Here is a 20,114-nt window from a genome sequence, read left to right as displayed (position 1 = left end):
CTATCTCTTGTAAAATTGGACACTTTTATCAATGAGCTGACCTGATCGGTCGTAACTAAACTTAGCTGAAAAAAATGGCTTGTCTTCTAAAATCCATTTAAAGAGTTCATAGTCACCTTCCCAAGTTGGCTTGGACAGAACCTGATCGTAAGGAACCCATTCCAGTGTGCCTTCACGGGATTCTTCATCAGAAATCAAATCACCTTCAAAGTCTGTAACCTTAAAAACATAGGTATACCAATCGTGCCCTGGGGTGAATTCAGGAAAGGTAATCATCCCTTTAAAATCCATCTCCTTAACAGTGAGATGGGTCTCTTCAAAAATTTCTCGTCGGGCACACTCTTCAGGTGTTTCCCCCACTTCTAATTTTCCGCCAACAGAAATCCATTTGCCCTCATGCACATCATGGGGCTTTTTATTGCGCAGCATCAAGAGTAGTTCTTGGCCGTTATCAATATAACAAATGGTGGCTAGTTTGGTCATACTTGCCCTCTTTCACAGTCTTTGCCCCTATTTTAACAAAAAAATGCTATAATTTCTTTGTAGAAATAGCCTTCAAAGCCTTTGGTTAATGAAAAGTTTCAATAAGTAGATTAATACAGAAAACAAAGAGGTAAAAGGGGAGTGTATGGAACAAATTTATTTTGGAACCTATACAAAACGAGAATCACATGGCATATATCGAGCTGACTTTGATAACCAAGCAGGACGCCTGACTAATTTACAACTGCTAGCGGAGGTTAGTAATCCCACCTACCTTACCATGACTAAGGATGGCTGCCTCTACAGCATCGCTAGCAAAGAGGGGCAAGGTGGAGTAGCTAGCTTTGGAGTTGACCTTCATCCTCTTAATCATGTCCTCGAAGACGGTGCTGCTCCTTGCTATCTTGGAAGCGACGATAAGCGCGGTTTGGTCTTCAGTGCTAACTACCACACTGGCCAGGCTCTTATTTATAAACGGCAAACGGATGGACAACTTAGTTTAGTCAATCGTATTATTCATCAGGGTTCCGGGCCTCACCCGCACCAAGATCACGCTCGAGTTCACTTCGCTGATCTAACACCAGACCGCTATCTATTGACCTGCGATTTAGGTACCGATGAACTGACGAGCTACGCGCTGAATGATACGGGACAGGTACAACCAATCAATAATTTCCAGCTGGTATCAGGATCTGGCCCTCGTCACGTGATTTTTCACCCGATTTTCAAGCATGCTTTTGTTGTCTGTGAACTGAACTCAACCGTACAAAATCTCATTTACCAAGGCTGCGGAAGCTTCGAGAATTTCCAATCCCTCTCGAGTATTCCTAAGGGCTACACTGCCTTCAATGCTCCGGCAGCAGCTCAAGTAACCCAAGACGGGTGGTTCCTCTACGTTTCCAACCGCGGTCATAACTCTATTGCCTGCTATCAGTTTACCCTTGATGGCTACCTTCATCTTATCGATATCGTCCCTACTCATGGACAGACACCAAGAGATATAAGTTTAACCAGCAGCGAAGACTACTTACTGGTTCCCCACCAGGATTCAGATAATGTAACGGTCTTCAAACGTGATAAGAAGACTGGACACTTAAATGAAGTGAGTCATGACTTCCGCGTACCGGAGGCTGTCTGTGTGATCCATTAAACTGTTGCTTCGCCCTGCTTAAGCAAGTTCGGCAGAGCAACTGATAAGCAGATTGATTTGATATTTTAAAGATGTATGATTTAATAAGGGTAACGTATAAGGAAGGCAGGTTACTAGATATGAACCCAACAGAACTTTTTAACCAAGTAAAGGACTTAATTGCACAGAAAGATTTCTCCGCAGCTCAGCAATTTATTGATGACCATAAAAATGATTTGGGGGAGTACTTTGAGCAAGCTCAGGGACTGTTGTCAAATGTCCAAGGTGCTGACGGTATACTCGATAAGCTCAAAGGTTTCTTTGGCAAATAACTAAAAAGACTGAGGCCTAAGCTTCAGTTTTTTTGATATAGTTCTGAACTGGATAAGCAGCGCTGTCTAATTCGCCTTGCCGTTCCATTAAAAGGGAGACTAGTTCTTTAGCTATCAGAGGACCGGTTGTTAAACCAGATGAGCCTAAACCACTGGCAGCATAGACCCCAGGCAAACCGGGAACTTGACCGTAAAAAGGTGCAAAATCGCTGGTATAGGCACGTGTTCCCACTCGTTCGTCAACTCGCACAGCCTCTGCTAACTTAGGGAGATATTTCAAAGCTTCTTCTTCCAAGCCGGCTAAAATAGCTGAATCAGCTGTCAAATCATAGCCTTTATCATTTTCATGACTGGCTCCCACTGAAATCTGACCAGCTTTAAAGGGAATAATGTCCAATTCTCCTTCTGGCATAACCACTGGCAGCTCCTGTGTTTCCCAACCATCAAAAAAGTAATCGCGCAGCTGACCTTTCTGTGGATAGATATCAACTTGATATCCCAAGGGTTCTAATATGGATGGCAACCAAGCACCTGTAGCCAAAATGACACGATCAAAGTGCTGGTTAGCAATTTCATAACCACTTCTTTTAAGAGTTAAGTCTACCTCTTCCTTAATTGGGTGACAGCCACTAGCCCCCAACAAGGTCGCTGTCAGACTTGCCCCTTCTACTCTAGCTCCACCAGAAGCAAAGAGCAGCTGCTCAACTCCCTTTAAATCTGGAAAATGCTGCTGCACCTCTTCGCGTCCGAAGAGCGCTAACTGACCGATCAGAGGTGACTCTTTCTTACGCTTTTCTGCCAGCTCCTTTAGCTCTAGGAGTTTTATCGCCTGTTTCTTCAATAAGAAAACACCAGTCTGCCGATAAAAATCTGTCTCAAAGCCATCCATCCGCAAATCAGCAATCAACGTCTGGTAAAAATCTGCCCCCAAACGAGCTAGCCTATACCAAGCTTTATTGCGACGTTTGGAAAACCAAGGGCTGATAATACCAGCGGCAGCCTTGGTCGCCTGCCCTTCCCCGTCATCAAAAACGCTAATCTCAAGGCCTGTTTCCTTAGATAGATAATAGGCCGCTGTTGAACCAACGATACCGGCTCCAATAATAGCAACTTTCATGCATTCCTCCTATCCAAGAGCAACGTCCATGACCATCATAATAACAAAGCCCAACATCAACCCCAAAGTAGCAATGTCGGTATTGCCGTTGGTTTGTGATTCGGGAATCAGCTCTTCCACTACAACGAAGATCATAGCCCCTGCAGCAAAGGAAAGAGCATAAGGCAAAATGGGCATCATCAGCATGACAAGTCCCGCTCCCAAAACCGCTCCGATTGGCTCGACAATAGCCGACATAGAACCCAGATAGAAAGCTCTGAGTCGAGATTCCCCATCAGCCCGAATAGGGATGGACAGGGCAGCTCCTTCTGGAACATTTTGCAGACCAATTCCAACGGCCAAACCAATAGCCCCTAAAAGAGCGGCTTGACTAGCATTACCACCTGCTAGTGCCCCAAAGGTAACCCCGACAGCTAAGCCTTCTGGGAAATTATGGATGGTAATCGCTAAGAATAAGAGAGCCGTTTTAGATAGTTTCTTTTGAGGCTTTAATCCTTCTGCCTGACTAACATCCTTCTTATCAAGGTGGAGATGGGGAACCACTGCATCGATCAAGCGCAGCATAAACCCACCGAATAAAAAACCAACAGCTGCCGGTATCCAGGACCAGTTGCCATAGTCTGCTTGCGCATAAGAAATAGAAGGCTCCAAGAGCGACCAGAAAGAGGCAGCGATCATCACTCCTGCAGCAAACCCCATCATAGTATCTAACAGACGACGGCTAATATTTTTAAAAAAGAAAACAATCGCAGCACCGATAATCGTACATCCCCAAGTAAAGAGACCAGCTAAGAGAGCTAGTACAACAACATTTTGCGATAAAAGCCAATTCATAACAATAACTCCTAAAGATGACTAAAGGGATTAGTTGACATCTGACTAGGGATTACCTCAATATCCCAGTCTTCTTCAGCTATCCAGACTGTCATCTTTTCAACTAATCTTTCAATAAAGAGAGCCTCAATATGATGTCCTGGATCAATTGCCAAAAGACCGTCAGTAATCATATCTTGAGCTGTATGATAGTAAATATCCCCTGTAATTAGAACCTGAGCGTCCCTGGTAAGGGCATCGCGATAAAAACCTTGACCACTGCCGCCGCAGATAGCAACTCTGCTAATTTCCGGATTAGAACCAGCATAGCGAACTAACCGCACACTATCCAGATTAAAGGTTGATTTTACCTTAAGTGCCAACTCCTCCAGCGACAGAGGTCTAATATTGCCAACGCGGCCGATACCATAGCCATCAACTGTAGGTGTCAGTACTTCTGTATCTTCAATCTCCAGGAGATCACAAAACCAATCGTTCAAACCATCTGGTACCACGTCAATATTCGTATGGCTGACATATACTGAAATATCATGTTTAACAAGCTCCAGCAAAATATCTGTCCTAGGACTGCTAACCAAATCCTTCAAGGGGCGAAAAATAGGAGCATGCTTAGTCACAATCATATCAACATTTCTTGCAATTGCTTCTGTGACCGTGGTCTCGCGAACATCTAACGTTACCATCACACGTTTGATGGTTTTATCTAAGCTGCCCAGCTGCAACCCTGAAATATCGCCTTCCATTGAGAGGTTCTGCGGACAGTAGCTCTCATATTTTGCAATAAAGTCACTCGCCTTCATAACTGATAGCCTCCTTAATCGCTTCTATTTTCTGCTGAATGTCCCTGCGGTCGGGCTGATTAGTTTCAGGAATTTGCTCCAGAGCCTTTTCCAGCTTCTGCAGCTCATTTTGCCAGCGCTCCTTAAAAACGGCCGCCCCCTCTTGCAAAAGGCAAGGTCCAAAGCGCAGCTCCTGCGGCTGTAGCTGCTGTCTGCCGTGCCCTGCTACAATGATTTCATAATACTTGTGATTTTCTGTCATGATTTTTTCAGCAAAAATTGTAAAACTATGCTGACTCAGCCAGTAACGCAGATCATCTTCGCAATTATTGGGCTGTAGAACTAAACGCTTGACATTATCCAATTTCTCTCGGCCTGCCGCTAGGATATCCGCAATCAGACGCCCCCCCATTCCGCAGATTGCTATCACATCAACAGCATCACTATCATCAAAAGCTGCTAACCCATCAGCCAAACGAACATCAATCTTATCAGCGTAGGCTGATCCTTGAGCATTGTTTAAAGCCGACTGATAAGGACCTTGGGCAACTTCACCTGCGATCGCTGAACTAATTCGCCCCTGCTCCAAGAGATAAAGGGGCAGGTAGGCGTGGTCACTGCCAACATCTAATAGGATGCTGCCCTGAGGGATAAAGTCTGATACATCCCGCAAGCGCTGAGAAATATTGATTTCCATAAAATCCTTTCTTTTTAAATTACAAAGGTCGTTTATTGAGGGAGCTAGCCTGCTGAAGTAAAGAGCCAAGCCTTCCCGAGCGTTTTTTAGACTCTAAAGACTCTAACGGTTCTATTATAACAAAAAATGAGAGCCAACCCCACTGCTAGGACAGCGATCTATGGCTCTCATCACTTATATTACAAGCTTAGCCGTGGCTGGTCCATCAGCTCGATTTATTGGTCATCACTCCACACATTCATAGCATTGAGAAAATCATCTGATACTTGGACCTTAGCAGGATTTGCCTGATCCCGTTCCTGCCTGCGTTCTTCAATCTGGCGAACAGTCGTAATGCCGTCACGCGTCCAGCGGCGTAAAATGGCTGTCAGATACTTCCAGTTGCGCTTACTATTGAAGATACTCTCTTTGAGAGCCTCCCGAATCAAGTCTGGGCTGATGCCATCTTCACGAACATATTTTTGAATATCTTCCAATTCAAATGGTGTCAACATCCAACCCGATTTTTCAAAATCATTCAGCAGCACTTGAAGATCATTTGCGTTGTCTAAAGGCTCCGACGCTGCTGAATCCAGCTTGTCCTCACCTAGAAGAGCATCCAAGCGTTTGAGAACGGGACTGGCATCGAAAATGATATCAGTTTCACCGTCTAGCTCAATGGTCTTCATGACCAAAAGCTCCTGGTTGGTCAGATTACTGATGGCTTGATTAACCTCGGCAACTGTCTTACCCAGAGCATCAGCGATACGGCTAGACGGCATTTCCTCAACCCTAGTCGTGTTTTGCAGATAGAAAAACTGCCAGATCAGGTAATCATCGCTGCTGGAAAAAATATCTTTGTAGTGAAAGAGTAAGCTGCTAGGCAAAACCAGATTGCCTGACTGATAATTCTCTAAAAAACTCATAATTCCTCTTTTATAGATAACCATAATAGGAGGCTGAATTTTCCAAATCCTCCAAATGGTAAGGTGTCTCTTGATAAACAGCATAATTGAGCCAGTTGGTAAAAAAGGTCGAAGCCGCTAAACTCCACCGCAATTCTGGAGTTCCACTACTGTCATTATCCGGAAAATAATTGACAGGCAAGGCCGGATTCTTATTAGCTTTTCTATCGCGCAGGTACTCTCTTTTCAAGGTATCTCTATCGTACTCCAGATGCCCAAAGCTATAAACCTCTCGCATATCACGGCTGGCTAAAATGGATAGACCAACTTCCTCTCCTTTGGCTAGAATTTGCAGATTGGTTTTGGTACGCACATCCGCTTCCGTCACTTGGGTATGCCTGGAATGGGGAGACAAAAAGCTATCATCAAAGCCTCGCATAAGGGGAGAAAAATTCTCAACCACATTCTGAGAGTAGATCCCAGATAGCTTATGATCTATCAAAACCTTATCGACCCCATACCTATAATAAAGGCCAGCCTGAGCTCCCCAACAAAGGTGCAAGGTCGAATAAACATGGCGCCTAGCCCAGTCAAAAATTTGACAGAGCTCCTGCCAGTAATCTACTTCTTCAAAAGGCAGGATTTCAACCGGTGCCCCTGTGATAATCAGACCATCAAAATAGTCAGCCTTGATATCTGCAAAGGTTTTGTAAAAGGTTTCCAGATGCTCAGGCTTGGTATTTTTAGGCTGATGACTGGTCATATAAAGAAAGTCCAGTTTGACTTGCAGCGGCGTATTGGACAGATAGCGCAAGAGCTGAGTTTCCGTCGCTTCCTTGGTTGGCATGAGATTGAGAATTAAAACCTTAATAGGCCGGATATCCTGTCCTCTCGCCCGTGCATCATCCATAACGAAGATATTCTCATTTTTTAAAATATCAACGGCTGGCAATTTCTTATTGAGCGTAATTGGCATGAAAATATCCCCATTCTATAATAAACTACTTCTATTATAAAACATGGGGATAGGCTTTTCAAATAGATCCTTGCTAGGTTAGGCTATAAGTCCTGACTATAACTCTCAACCAGGGAAATTCATCAAAATTTTAGTATCGTAACCCTCAATAGCCTGACGACCATTAAGGCCATCCAGCTCAATCAGGAAGGCACAGCCAGCAACAACACCCCCGAGACGTTCAACCATTTCGATTGTTGCTTTAACCGTTCCGCCAGTAGCTAAAAGATCATCAACAATCAAGACCCTTTGTCCTGGCTTAATAGCATCGGCATGCATGGTCAAGGTATCAATACCATACTCTTTTTTATAGTCAGCAGAGATAACTTCCCGTGGCAGCTTGCCAGGTTTACGAACTGGAGCAAAACCGATGCCCAACTCGTAGGCTACCGGACAACCAACGATAAACCCGCGTGCTTCTGGTCCAACAACCATATCAATCTTTTTGTCTGTAGCGTATTGGACAATCTCACGAACAGCATAACTGTAGGCATTTCCATCAGCCATTAAGGGGGAAATATCGCGGAAGGTAATCCCTTCTTGTGGGTAATCTTTAATGGATGCAATATAATTTCTTAAGTTCATAAAAAATCTTTCTATCGGCTCTCAGCCAAAAATGTTTTACATTTCATTATAGCATAAATTGTAAGGAAAGATAGGAAAATTATACTGCACTTCTTTTTAAAGGAGGAAAAAACAGTGGTGCACTTCATATGATAATAGCAGATACAATTTTGTTTTTTTATATCCCAAGTATCACGTAACTTCTGCAATTGGCTGACAGTAAACTAATAAGACAGAAATATAAAAGACAGCTGCTCAGTCTTAGCTACTTCAATTTTTTCAGGTAATAGTTCAAAGAGTCTTTATCAAGCCCACCTTCTATTTTTTTCGACAAACTGCCATCACTGTTAATGAAAATGTGAGTTGGAATCGAACGGATGCTATAAGCCTGCACAAAATTATCCTCATAATCATAAAGGATTGGATAAGTAATTCCCTTAGATTTTGCCGTCGATAAAATGGTATGCTTATCCTCATCAATCGGATCACTGTTATCAAATTGAGAGTCGCTCGGAGACGTTACCGATAAGAATACAAAGTCATCTTGATTTTTATAGGTCTTATAAAGCTTTTTTAAATCAGGGATTTCTCGCATGCAGGGCCCGCACCATGTCGCCCAGACGTTAATATAAACCTTTTTCCCCTTATAGTCATCTAGGCTGACAGTCCTTCCTTTTCTATCTTTTAATTTAAAACTTGGAGCTGGATTTGCCACTGTCTTTTGAGTTTTAGAGGAGGTGCTTTCTTTCGGAGAAGAGGACTCAGTCTGTTTTGCCGAACATGCTCCCAAAAGAAGCAAAGCCAGAGTTACTGCTATGATAATTTTTTTCATTGGTTTCTCCTTTTTAAATAAATAAACGTGCTATTCTAGCAAATGAACCTGTCAGAATAGAAACTCCGATAATGATAAGAAGGATCCCTGAAACTATTTTCGTATATTTTAAAAATCGTTGTTGCTTTTTGAAAATAACCAATATTCTTTGCGAAAATATAGCAATCAAAGCAAATGGAAGAATAAATCCTAAACAGTAAATCAAAATCAGCAGCATACTGTAAATTCCCTGATGCGTACTAGCATACAGGAATACACTAGCCAAAATAGGTCCGATACAAGGAGTCCAAGAGAAACTGAAAGTAAAGCCCATAAGAAATGCAATGAGCGGTGTTACCTTCTGACCTGCCTGATATACTTTATTCTTAGCAGAAAATTCTCTGGTTAAAATACTAGTCCTTATAAGATCCAGCTGAATGAGCCCCATCAGAATAATTAAAATACCTCCTAAATTCTGAAAAAGCTGCATGTGGCTTTGAAAAAAACGACTAACAAGACTGCTGGCAAAGGCCAGAATAAAAAATGTGATGGCTATCCCTGATACGAATAGGAGTGTATTGCTAAAAACTCTCCTTTTGTTCCAGATCAATTCCCCTGACTGTCCCTCCTCTCCCTGACCAGCTAAAATACCAATATAAACCGGCAGGATGGGTAAAACGCAGGGTGAAAAAAACGACAAAAGCCCCTCAATAAATAGTGTTAAAAATGTGATATGCTGAAGATCCATACGACTCCTCGCTGCTGCAAATACTCTACTATTAGTTCAGATGTTACAAATTACTTTTTCACATTATATCAAAAAAGCCCTCTTAAATTTTTTAAGAAGACTTTAGAAAAAGGTTACATTAAAACAGGTCGCAGGCAGACTTTCTAATAAAATGAGATTGTTTTGATAGTAAACATCAAATATGATAAAACTAAGCTCTGCTGCACCTAACTTTCATGTAGTTTCAGTTTCTTACTAAGAAGAATATGAACTAGAGGGACGCAGCACTCAGATTGTTTCAAGAGCCGAGCGTAAATCTGCAATCAAATCATTGACATTTTCCAAACCGATAGAAACACGGATTTGGTTAGGTTCGATACCGCAGGCACGAAGGTCTTCTGGACTCATCTGACCGTGAGTTGTGGTTGCCGGGTGTACAACCAGAGACTTAGCATCAGCGACATTGGCAAGGTCTGAAAAGATGGATAAGCTGTCAATCACCTTACGAGCAGCTTCTGCTCCTCCTGCGACATTGAAGGTAAAGATGGAGCTGGCGCCCTTAGGCAGATATTTTTGTGCCAATTCGTAGTAGGGACTCGACGGCAAACTGGCGTAGTTGACCTTAGTTACTTTAGGATGATTTTCCAGATATTCCGCGATTTTCTTGGCATTTTCAACGTGGCGTTCAACCCGCAGAGACAAAGTCTCCAGTCCTTGTGTCAAAAGAAAGGCATTGAAAGGTGAGAGGCAGGCACCGGTATCGCGCAGCAATTGTGTGCGAACCGCTGTAATAAAGGCTGCTGCCCCGATATCACGGGTATAGCTGAGATTATGGTAAGACGGATCTTCATCGACAAACTGCGGGAATTTGCCGGATTTTTCCCAGTTAAATTGACCCGAGTCCACAATTACACCACCGATAGAGGTACCGTGACCGCCGATAAATTTAGTGGCCGAATGCACGGCAATATCAACACCGTATGAAAAAACATTGATCAGATAAGGGGTGCCAAAGGTATTGTCAACAACCAAAGGAATATTATGGCGATGGGCAATCTCTGCTAGTTTTTCAAGATCAGCAACGTTCCCTAAGGGATTTCCTAGGGTCTCAGCTAAAATAAACTTGGTATTGTCCTTGACAGCTGCTTCAATGGCTGCAAAATCGGCTACATCGACAAAGCTGGTCGTAATCCCATAGCGCGGCAGAGTTTCTTTGAGTAAGTTAAAGGTGCCACCATATACGGTGGTAGCCGATACAATGTGATCGCCAGCATGCGCTAAGGCAAGAGCCGTATAAGTAATAGCTGCCATGCCAGAGGCAGTCGCCAAAGCACCAACCCCACCTTCTAAAGCTGCCATCCGCTCTTCAAAAACAGCAGTTGTCGGATTAGTAATCCGCGTATAGATATTACCTTCTGTCCGTAGGGCAAAAGAGTCTTCAGCGTCCTGTGAATCATTGAAAACATAAGATGTAGTTTGGTAAATGGGCAAAGCACGGGACTTGGTAGTCGGATCCACCGTTTGACCGGCGTGCAGCTGCAAAGTTTCAAATGAATAGTCTGTTGTCATAATCATTCCTCCATAGATATCATTAGGCCTATTTTACACCTAAAGCTTTTTATTGGCCAATAGTTATCTAAAAAGAAGGGCTATAGTTGAAAACTATAGCTCCTGTCTTATTAGTTCATTCTCTCTTTTCAATCGGCGCTACACTGGCTAAAACCTTTTTGAGACCGATATCTGGAAACTTGATTTTAAGTTCTTGCGACTTGCCGCTGCCCGTCACCTCAAGTACAGTGCCATCTCCCCATTTTCTATGATGAGCGATATCTCCAATCTGCCAATCCAGAACTGGAGTTTCTGCCGCCTTTTGGCCAACTGACAGAGCAGTTTGGGCAAATGGTAACGATGCTTCTTTTTTAGCAGTAGATGAAGGTGCCACTTGCGCTTTGCGATTCTGAAGTGCCTGAGCTAAGCTCATGCCTTGACCAAAGGTCTTTTCTTCACCACTAGCATAAGTAGCTGAAAAAGCTGTGTTCACTGGCCGTGCCAATCCTTGATAATTCAGAAGTTCATCTGAAATTTCTTTAATAAAGCGGGTTGGGCGATTAAAACTAGACTTTCCAAAGAGGGTACGGCTGTTAGCGTTAGTCAGGTAAAGCACTTGCTCGGCACGAGTAATCCCGACATAAGCTAGTCGACGTTCCTCTTCTAGCTCATCTGGATCTTCGCTTGCTCGATTAAGTGGGAAAACATTTTCTTCCATTCCAATTAAAAAGACAACTGGAAATTCCAACCCTTTAGCAGCATGCAGAGTCATAAGGGTCACTTCTGCAGTATCGGTATCACCTTCATCAGTATCAGCAATCAAGGCTAAATCATTTAGAAAGCGGCTAAGTTTTTCCAAGCCTGTTTCATCTTCGGGTGCTGCTTCCTGATTATCATCAAAATTTTTGGTAACAGAGAGAAACTCCTCAATATTTTCAATTCTCGCCTGACTTTCCAGCGTATTTTGCAGCTGCAAAGCCTCCACATAACCAGTCTTATCCAATACCTCTTCAACTAATTCTGTTAAGGTGTAGGTATCCAGGTCTGAGCGCAGTCCCAGTAGGATGCCGGCAAGAGTCAAAACTGCTTGAGCCGCCTTCCCCTTGATTCCTGAGAGCATGATCTGTTCAGAAGCTTCCAGCAAACTCATATTCTGTAAATTAGCAAAATCACGAATTTTCTCAAGGGTTCCGGGCCCTACTCCCCGCTTGGGTTCATTGATAATACGCTCATAACTGATATTATCCTGAGGATTAGCAATGACATTGAGGTAAGCAATGACATCACGGATTTCCTTACGGCTGTAGAATTTAGTTCCCCCGACCATGGTGTAAGGAATATTTGACTTAAGCAGGGCTTCTTCAATAGTACGTGACTGGGCGTTAGTACGGTAGAGGACAGCAAAGTCCTTAAAGTCCTTCTTGTTTTCACGTACCTGCTGGTCAATAGTCGCAGCTACAAAAACAGCCTCATCACGTTCATCATTGGCACGATAATAGACAATCTCTTCCCCATCTGCATTTTGTGTCCAGAGCTTTTTAGGACGTCGGTTACGATTATTGTTGATCACATCGTTAGCTGCTTGCAGGATTTTCTTTGTCGAACGGTAATTTTCTTCGAGGAGAACCACCTTAGCCTCTGGATAATCCTTTTCAAAATCCAAGATATTTTGCATATCAGCACCGCGCCAACCATAGATAGACTGGTCAGCATCCCCAACCACACAGATATTCTTAAAACGGGAAGCTAAGAGCTTAACCAGCTGGTACTGGGCATGGTTGGTATCCTGATACTCATCCACATGAATATACTGGTAGCGCTGCTGATAATAGGCTAATACATCAGGATTTTTATCAAAGAGCCGCAAGGTCAACATGATTAAATCATCAAAGTCCATGGCCTCACTACGACGCAGCTCTTCTTGATAAGCTTTGTAGCACTTGGCAACAATTTGTGTGTACATATCACCAGCTTGGTTCTCGTAAGCGACTTCATCAAGCAGATCGTTCTTAGCATTGGAAATAGTTCCTAAAATCGCTCGTTCATTCCATTTTTTAGAGTCTAAATTCAAATTCTTGATGATACGCTTCATAAGGGTACGCTGTTCACCAGGATCCACAATCGTAAAATTGCGATTGTAACCTATGTGATCACCATCGCGGCGCAGGATGCGCACACACATGGAGTGAAAGGTCGCGATTAAGGTCTCTTGCGTAGCAGGGTTGAGCTGCATAGCCCGCTCTCTCATCTCACGCGCAGCCTTGTTAGTAAAGGTAATGGCCAGAATATTCCAAGGGTTGACCATCTTCTCATCAATAAGATAAGCAATACGGTGTGTCAGCACCCGTGTCTTCCCAGAACCAGCCCCAGCCATAATCAAAAGCGGCCCTTGAGTAGTTTTGACCGCTTCTGCTTGTTTGTCGTTCATTCCATTCAGTAAAGGATTCATGCTTTTCTCCTTATCCATTTTGCCCTAAAATTATATCATAATTGCATTTAAAAACCTACTATGTAAAAGCCGAAAAACATGCCAAGCAATAAGAAGCAACACCATATTTTACTACCTGATCAATGAACACATTCCATACTTCCCAAGAGTTAGATATACTTCTATAAATCATAGGGTTGCCAGTTTATTTCTTCGCCTAGTGCTTTACGCCGCCTAATATTTTCCTTTCCCCAGTGACACATAACATCAATAAGACTATTGGCTGTACGGCCATAATCTGTTACGGAATAGACAACTTTAGGAGGCATCTGCTGATAATCCTTGCGGTGAACCAAACCGTCTCTTTCCAATTCTCTTAACTGCTGAATCAACACCTTCTGTGATATTCCATCAATCAGTCGTTCTAATTCCAAGGTTCTTCTAGGCTTTTTCATCAGCAAGCAGATAATCAGAGCCTTCCACTTTCCTCCAATAACATCAAGTGTCGCTTCAATTCCAAGATGATAATTTTTCATAATCCTCTCCTCCACATTTTTCATTATTATATCATCCGTCACCCCTACTTTGAATACTGACTTTAAAGTAAGTATTTACTGATTTATTTGTGGGTATTTACATATTTTAAAATTATAAGAAAATAGAAATAGAAAGTCATAAAGGAGGATCAAAAATGAAAACCTTAATCATATTGGTACACCCTAACATTGATCAGTCGCAAGTAAACAAAAGTTGGAAAGCTGAATTAAAAAAGTTTCCTGAAAAATTTAAACTACACGAGCTTCATACCCTGTATCCCGATTGGGAGATTGATGTTGCTAAAGAGCAGGCCTTATTAGAACAATATGAAACCATAATTTTTCAATATCCCCTCTATTGGTATAGTTATCCACCCCTTCTCAAAAAATGGTTTGATGATGTTTTAACACATGGATGGGCCTATGGATCAAAAGGAAACAAACTCACAGGTAAAAAATTCAGCCTGATTATTTCTATTGGGGACAAAGAGGAGAATTATTCACCTGAAAAAAGTATCGGTCATACCATGGAAGAGCTGACTGCTCCATTCCAAAGCACGGTTAAACATATTGGCGGAGAGCTTTTGCCTATTTTTACAAGTTATGGGTTTTCCTTCGAGTCAAGTAAGGAATTAATTGACAGCAGTTCACAAGCTCTTATTAAACACCTTTTAGAAATCACTCAATTGTAATGCTTGAACTATCTATAAAAAATTCCAATAAGTGCTTCACATTAATCCTTACGCAGTTCTTTTCGGTAACGAAAACGCCAGCGACAGTAATCCCATGTAATCATCAACTTACTGCGCCACTTGAAATCATGGCGTAAAAAACGAGCACCATCCCTAAGCTGCTTAAAACCAGCAGTCTGCCAATTCTCTCTTATCAAGAACTGACCGCGACTGCGCCAGTATTGCTCATTGTAGCGGTAGTAGAATTTACGAACTCGGGCTAGACGGATTAAGGGCTGGTAGTGATTAGCAGGGGTATAGTAGCCGCTTGGAACATTGATAAGAGCCCCTGTCAGCAGGGGCTTCCAATTATTAGGATGCTCATGAAAGTACATACGCATAGGTTTTTGAAGATCGTTAGGGAGCTGGTAGTGCCAACGTTTCCCATTTAGCAATTCCACTTGGACATAGAAAATTTTCTTGCGCTTGGCCATGTGCTCGCTCTCCCCCTTTTTATGTAAATGTCCCTAATATTTAATATTGTAACACAGATCAGTTTGAAATAGGATCGAACTTATTGTTTTTTAGAGAGTTGCCCATCCCAAATATTTTTCCAAGCGGGAAAGGGATCGTTTGATTAGGTCATAATTCGGAATATACTATTATTTATGGAAAATAACCTTGACAGTATTCGGAAATTGAGCTAAACTAGGACAGTATTATCATAAATAAACCGATTGAAATCATCAGGAGAGAAAAGACAAGGTCTTTCGCCGAAGGAGTAATGCTCTCAGGTTTCTAGTGCTTAGAATAGGACTGATGGTGGACGGACTTCTGGAGAGCTTCCCAATTAGGGGAACGCCGAAGGGGCAAGGCAGTCAACTGCTCAAACTCTCAGGCAAAAGGACAGAATTTTCAGCAAAAATAAGCGATCAAGCCTATAAGAGGTTAGATAGTTTTTATTTTTCTGACCAGTCTTTTTAGAAGTCCATGACATTACTGTCTGGACTTTTTTCGTACTTGGGATGATGATTTCATCGGTTTCAGAAGGGATATGATTATGTTAGACTTTTTTACCAAAATTGATGACTTTGTCTGGGGCCCACCGCTCTTAGTGCTGCTAGTAGGAACAGGAATCTACCTCAGTTTTCGACTGGGGTTGTTACAGATTCTTCGTCTGCCTAAAGCCTTTAGACTCATCTTTGCTGAGGATCAGGGAGAAGGTGATATTTCCAGCTTTGCTGCTTTAGCAACAGCCCTAGCCGCTACCGTCGGAACCGGTAACATTGTCGGTGTTGCGACGGCTATCGGAACCGGCGGTCCTGGTGCCCTCTTTTGGATGTGGGTAGCTGCTTTTTTTGGAATGGCTACCAAGTACGCTGAGGGACTTCTCGCTATCAAATATCGGACTAAAGATGACAATGGGCAAGTTTCAGGCGGTCCCATGTACTATATTATCAATGGAATTACAGGACGCCTGCGTATTATTGCTAGACCCTTGGCTTACTTCTTTGCCCTAGCTGGTATCCTCGTAGCTCTTTTAGGAATCGGAACCTTTTCACAGGTCAATTCTATCACGGAATCCCTGCAGAACAGTTTTAGCTGGTCACCACAGATTGTCAGTATCCTAATTGCTATTTTCGTAGCGATTATCGTTTTCGGCGGCATTCAATCAATTTCCAAGGTATCAGAAAAAATCGTACCATTTATGGCAATTCTTTATATTCTAGCTGCACTGATCATCATTGTTATTAACCATCAAAATCTTATTCCAACAATCGCGGCGATTTTTAAATCTGCTTTCACACCAACCGCTGCTGTCGGCGGCTTTACAGGAGCGACTGTTATGCAAGCTATCAGACTCGGGATTGCCCGCGGGGTCTTCTCCAACGAATCAGGACTTGGATCTGCACCGATTGCAGCGGCAGCGGCTAAAACGGAGGAACCTGTTGAACAAGGACTAATCTCTATGACTGGTACCTTTATTGATACTATTGTTATTTGTACTTTAACGGGCCTCTCTATTCTGATTACAGGGCAGTGGTCTGTTAAGGGACTTGAGGGAGCGGCAGTGACACAGAGTGCCTTTGCTTCAGTTTTTGGCAATATTGGCAGCCTTGTCCTTACCTTATCTCTTGCTCTCTTTGCCTTTACAACCATTTTGGGCTGGTCTTACTACGGTGAGCGCTGCGTTGAGTTCGTTTTTGGTACCAAGGCTATTACCCTTTATCGCTGCGTCTTTGTGCTTATGGTAGCACTCGGTGGCTTCTTGCAGCTGCAAGTTATCTGGAAAATTGCTGATATCGTCAATGGACTTATGGCTCTACCTAATTTGGTTGCTCTGCTCCTGCTGTCACCCGTTATTATAAAGGAAACGACGTCATACTTTAATCGTCATAAATAGGAATACTTGTTTCTTAGCTCCATTTGACAAGTGAAAATATTATTTTATAATAAATAGGGATATATTGATGAAATGTGTCAGGCAGACTGGGCTAGGCAACTTAACTAGCCCTTTTCTTGTGGTGATGCCTAATCCTCTTTGAAAATTACAACCTATAGTATATTACTTCCCTAGCGAAAACACCCTATAATCTCAATATTCTAATAAGAATTAAGGGCATTTAAGAAGTTGCTACGCTTTCAGTTTTGAGTTTCTTTGAGTATAAAACTAAAAAGATTGGATTGACACTATGTTAGATTTATTAGCTAAAATTGATACCTATGTATGGGGGCCTCCCCTATTGATTCTTCTGGTCGGAACAGGAATTTATCTCAGTGTTCGACTGGGACTGCTACAGGTGGCCAAGCTGCCTCGCGCCCTGCGGCTAATTTTTGCAAATAGCGAGGGCCATGGTGATGTTTCCAGTTTTGCGGCTCTATGTACAGCTCTGGCTGCTACGGTGGGAACAGGTAATATCGTTGGTGTTGCGACGGCTATCAAGGCAGGTGGCCCCGGTGCCCTCTTTTGGATGTGGATGGCTGCCTTCTTTGGTATGGCCACTAAATATTCCGAAGGTCTCCTAGCTATTAAATTCCGCGAGAAAGATGAAAACGGTGAGATTGCCGGCGGTCCTATGTACTATATTGTTAACGGTCTTGGTAAACATTGGAAATGGCTAGCAATCCTCTTTGCTATCTTTGGAACCATGACCGCCCTGCTGGGGTCTGGAACCTTTACTCAGGTTAATTCTATTACCGATTCTATCAAAAATAGTCTGGGGCTGGATCCGCGTATTGTCAGTATCGTATTGTCCATTCTGGTAGCTATTATTATCTTTGGTGGTATCCAATCTATCTCTAAGGTTTCAACCTTTGTCGTCCCTTTCATGGCGGTTATTTATGTCTTAACTGCTATTATTGTCTTGGCTGTCAATTACGATAAGTTTATTCCAAGCATCGTGTTAGTGCTGACATCTGCCTTTACTGGTAAGGCAGCAACTGGAGGCTTTCTTGGAGCAACCGTTATGGTAGCTATTCAAAAAGGAATTGCCCGCGGTGTTTTCTCTAACGAATCTGGGCTTGGATCTGCGCCAATTGCTGCTGCTGCTGCTAAAACGGAGGAACCTGTTGAGCAAGGGCTCATTTCTATGACTGGCACCTTTATTGATACAATTATCATCTGTACATTGACAGGGATGGCTATCATTGTCACAGGCGGTTGGACTTCTGAGTTAGACGGTGCTGTCCTCACACAATCCGCTTTTTCATCTGTTTTTGGTAACTGGGGGATTTGGGCTCTGACCATCAGTTTAACCCTTTTTGCTTTCACAACCATCCTAGGCTGGTCTTACTACGGTGAGCGCTGCTTTGAATTTCTTTTTGGTGCTGCCAGTATCCCTTTATACCGACTACTTTTCGTTGCCATGGTTGCTATCGGTGGTTTCATTAAATTGGAAATGATTTGGACCATTGCCGATATTGTTAACGGACTTATGGCCTTCCCTAATCTTGTTGCCTTGATTGGATTATCTCCGATTATTATCGCAGAAACGAAAAAGTATTTTGCCAAATCCAAGCAGCAGAAAGTATCAGACAAAGAATAGTTTAATTAACTAGACGGGTTGCCTGCCCGTTCTAGTTTTTTTATTAGCCTTATCAAGGCTAGCTGATCGCTAATATTCATGTTATAATGGGGAGAGTCGTTATTCTTACAAGGAGGCTATATGACAAGGCACGAACAAAACATCCGCTTGGCTAGACGGGGACCGATTGTTAGTATTGCTGCCTATATCAGTTTAGCTGTAAGTAAATTGCTGTTTGGACACCTTCTGTCCTCTTCATCCTTGATTGCTGATGGTTTTAATAATCTATCAGACATTATGAGCAACATCATTCTCTTAGTCGGACTTTACTTAGCCAGTCGACCGGCTGATGAGGATCACCGCTTTGGCCATTGGAAGATTGAAGATTTGGCAAGTTTGATGACTTCATTTATCATGTTTTTAGTAGGATTTCAGGTTCTAGTAGAAACTGCTCAAAAGTTAATGACAAACCACCAGACTGCCATTGATCCTTTAGGAGCCATTGTCGGACTGGTCTCAGCTCTAGTCATGTACGGTGTCTACCTCTATAATCGGCACCTATCTAAGAAAGTCAAATCCAGCGCCCTATTGGCTGCCTCTAAAGACAATATTTCCGATGCTCTGACCTCGCTTGGAACTTCGATTGCCATTGTTGCTAGCTCGATCAATATGCCCATTATTGATCGAATAGCTGCAATTATCATCTGCTACTTTATTCTAAAAACAGCTTACGATATCTTTATCCAAGCAACCTTTAACCTATCAGATGGCTTTGATGATAAGCAGTTAGCCCAATATGAGAAGGCTATTCTACAAATTCCAAAAATTTCTGCTGTGAAATCTCAACGGGGTCGTACTTATGGCAGCAATATCTTTCTCGATTTAGTGCTTGAAATGAACCCTGATTTATCTGTATACGAGAGCCATGCGATCACAGAACAGGTTGAGCAGCTCCTGCATGATGAGTTTCAGGTTTATGATGTTGACATTCATGTTGAACCAGCTGCTATTCCTGAGGATGAACTGCTGGAAAATGTTTACAACAAGCTCTACAAATTTGAAAAACTAATTCTGTCTAAAATACCGGATTACGAGGCCTATATTGCCGATGATTTTATGATGGTTAATGAAAACGGTCAGTTCCTATCACTTCAAAATTTTCTTAAGCTAGCCCCCTACTACTCCAGTAATTTTCAATACTTTAAGATGGTGTCCATCAGCCAAAAGACCAAGTTGATTACCTATCAACTTGAGGGAAACCGCCACGTCAGTATCTGGCGTCGTCACGAACAATGGAAACTGATTTTTCACCAGATTACAAAGGAAGTGTCCGCTCCTACCAACCAAGTCAACTAGAACATTAACCATGCAGCACGCAAAAATGAAGAAAGCCCAGTTAAAAATCCAATACCTGTGGTGCTAGTAAAAAACAGTTAACAAAAAAGTCCATTTGGATTATACTGCAAATGAGAAAAAAACAGCAGAGGTAATCCAAATGAACCACCTACATTATACTGCTAAAGCCCATCATTTA

The 20,114-nt window shown here is 42.5% G+C and carries 20 protein-coding genes and 2 riboswitches; of the genes, 6 read left to right on the top strand and 14 right to left on the bottom strand.

What is annotated here, in order from left to right; all coding sequences use genetic code 11:
- Positions 1-483: an NUDIX hydrolase gene (locus ACVR1G_RS09995; protein WP_447453030.1), complete on the bottom strand. Its 483-nt coding sequence runs from the start codon at positions 481-483 to the stop codon at positions 1-3.
- Between the two features lie 145 nt (positions 484-628).
- Here ACVR1G_RS09995 and ACVR1G_RS09990 point away from each other — a divergent pair, with 145 nt between their 5' ends.
- Positions 629-1,633, top strand: a complete 1,005-nt coding sequence (locus tag ACVR1G_RS09990; protein ID WP_447453029.1) for a lactonase family protein — start codon at positions 629-631, stop codon at positions 1,631-1,633.
- 119 nt (positions 1,634-1,752) lie between these two features.
- Positions 1,753-1,944 carry a hypothetical protein gene (locus ACVR1G_RS09985; protein ID WP_447453028.1) on the top strand — a complete coding sequence of 64 codons (192 nt, stop codon included), beginning with the start codon at positions 1,753-1,755 and terminating at the stop codon, positions 1,942-1,944.
- 16 nt (positions 1,945-1,960) lie between these two features.
- Here ACVR1G_RS09985 and ACVR1G_RS09980 read toward each other — a convergent pair whose 3' ends face one another.
- The 12 genes from ACVR1G_RS09980 to ACVR1G_RS09925 form a co-directional block, all read right to left on the bottom strand.
- The gene (locus tag ACVR1G_RS09980) at positions 1,961-3,061 is read right to left on the bottom strand and encodes an NAD(P)/FAD-dependent oxidoreductase (RefSeq protein WP_447453027.1); all 1,101 of its coding nucleotides are present in this window, start codon (positions 3,059-3,061) and stop codon (positions 1,961-1,963) included.
- Between the two features lie 9 nt (positions 3,062-3,070).
- Positions 3,071-3,895 carry a ZIP family metal transporter gene (locus tag ACVR1G_RS09975; protein ID WP_447453026.1) on the bottom strand — a complete coding sequence of 275 codons (825 nt, stop codon included), beginning with the start codon at positions 3,893-3,895 and terminating at the stop codon, positions 3,071-3,073.
- A gap of 11 nt (positions 3,896-3,906) precedes the next feature.
- On the bottom strand, positions 3,907-4,695 hold the full coding sequence (locus ACVR1G_RS09970; protein ID WP_447453025.1) for a Nif3-like dinuclear metal center hexameric protein: 789 nt from the start codon (positions 4,693-4,695) through the stop codon (positions 3,907-3,909).
- Positions 4,682-5,371 (bottom strand): tRNA (adenine(22)-N(1))-methyltransferase, encoded by a 690-nt coding sequence (locus ACVR1G_RS09965; protein ID WP_447453024.1) that lies wholly within the window; start codon positions 5,369-5,371, stop codon positions 4,682-4,684. Before ACVR1G_RS09965 ends, ACVR1G_RS09970 begins: the two co-directional genes overlap by 14 nt.
- A 215-nt stretch (positions 5,372-5,586) precedes the next feature.
- Complete coding sequence (locus ACVR1G_RS09960) at positions 5,587-6,276, bottom strand: DnaD domain-containing protein (RefSeq protein ID WP_447453023.1); 690 nt, start codon at positions 6,274-6,276, stop codon at positions 5,587-5,589.
- 10 nt (positions 6,277-6,286) lie between these two features.
- Positions 6,287-7,231, bottom strand: coding sequence for a homoserine O-acetyltransferase MetA (gene metA, locus ACVR1G_RS09955; protein ID WP_447453022.1), 945 nt, complete (start codon positions 7,229-7,231; stop codon positions 6,287-6,289).
- 105 nt (positions 7,232-7,336) lie between these two features.
- The gene (locus ACVR1G_RS09950) at positions 7,337-7,855 is read right to left on the bottom strand and encodes an adenine phosphoribosyltransferase (RefSeq protein WP_447453021.1); all 519 of its coding nucleotides are present in this window, start codon (positions 7,853-7,855) and stop codon (positions 7,337-7,339) included.
- A gap of 244 nt (positions 7,856-8,099) precedes the next feature.
- Positions 8,100-8,666, bottom strand: a complete 567-nt coding sequence (locus tag ACVR1G_RS09945; RefSeq protein ID WP_447453020.1) for a TlpA family protein disulfide reductase — start codon at positions 8,664-8,666, stop codon at positions 8,100-8,102.
- Between the two features lie 13 nt (positions 8,667-8,679).
- A complete protein-coding gene (locus tag ACVR1G_RS09940; RefSeq protein ID WP_447453019.1) occupies positions 8,680-9,393 on the bottom strand; it encodes a cytochrome c biogenesis CcdA family protein in 714 nt (237 codons plus the stop codon).
- A 267-nt stretch (positions 9,394-9,660) separates the two neighbouring features.
- Positions 9,661-10,941, bottom strand: a complete 1,281-nt coding sequence (locus tag ACVR1G_RS09935; protein WP_447453018.1) for an O-acetylhomoserine aminocarboxypropyltransferase/cysteine synthase family protein — start codon at positions 10,939-10,941, stop codon at positions 9,661-9,663.
- Between the two features lie 115 nt (positions 10,942-11,056).
- Entirely contained in the window at positions 11,057-13,348 is a 2,292-nt protein-coding gene (gene pcrA, locus ACVR1G_RS09930; protein WP_447453057.1) for a DNA helicase PcrA, read from the bottom strand.
- 182 nt (positions 13,349-13,530) lie between these two features.
- Complete coding sequence (locus ACVR1G_RS09925) at positions 13,531-13,884, bottom strand: winged helix-turn-helix transcriptional regulator (protein ID WP_447453017.1); 354 nt, start codon at positions 13,882-13,884, stop codon at positions 13,531-13,533.
- Positions 13,885-14,039: 155 nt separating this feature from the next.
- Here ACVR1G_RS09925 and ACVR1G_RS09920 point away from each other — a divergent pair, with 155 nt between their 5' ends.
- The gene (locus tag ACVR1G_RS09920) at positions 14,040-14,576 is read left to right on the top strand and encodes an NAD(P)H-dependent oxidoreductase (RefSeq protein ID WP_447453016.1); all 537 of its coding nucleotides are present in this window, start codon (positions 14,040-14,042) and stop codon (positions 14,574-14,576) included.
- 41 nt (positions 14,577-14,617) lie between these two features.
- Here ACVR1G_RS09920 and ACVR1G_RS09915 read toward each other — a convergent pair whose 3' ends face one another.
- Complete coding sequence (locus tag ACVR1G_RS09915) at positions 14,618-15,049, bottom strand: DUF7679 family protein (protein WP_447453015.1); 432 nt, start codon at positions 15,047-15,049, stop codon at positions 14,618-14,620.
- 243 nt (positions 15,050-15,292) lie between these two features.
- Positions 15,293-15,384, top strand: a riboswitch (glycine riboswitch).
- Between the two features lie 3 nt (positions 15,385-15,387).
- Positions 15,388-15,467: riboswitch (glycine riboswitch) on the top strand.
- A gap of 148 nt (positions 15,468-15,615) precedes the next feature.
- Here ACVR1G_RS09915 and ACVR1G_RS09910 point away from each other — a divergent pair.
- From ACVR1G_RS09910 to ACVR1G_RS09900, 3 genes are all read left to right on the top strand, one after another.
- On the top strand, positions 15,616-16,959 hold the full coding sequence (locus tag ACVR1G_RS09910; protein WP_447453014.1) for an alanine/glycine:cation symporter family protein: 1,344 nt from the start codon (positions 15,616-15,618) through the stop codon (positions 16,957-16,959).
- A gap of 289 nt (positions 16,960-17,248) precedes the next feature.
- Positions 17,249-18,601, top strand: a complete 1,353-nt coding sequence (locus tag ACVR1G_RS09905; protein WP_447453013.1) for an alanine/glycine:cation symporter family protein — start codon at positions 17,249-17,251, stop codon at positions 18,599-18,601.
- A gap of 120 nt (positions 18,602-18,721) precedes the next feature.
- Entirely contained in the window at positions 18,722-19,936 is a 1,215-nt protein-coding gene (locus ACVR1G_RS09900; RefSeq protein ID WP_447453012.1) for a cation diffusion facilitator family transporter, read from the top strand.
- Positions 19,937-20,114 lie beyond the last annotated feature (178 nt).

Source organism: Streptococcus dentasini, from assembly GCF_053206945.1.
Note: the sequence above shows the minus strand (reverse complement) of the source record. Positions and strands in the feature narration are given on the sequence as shown.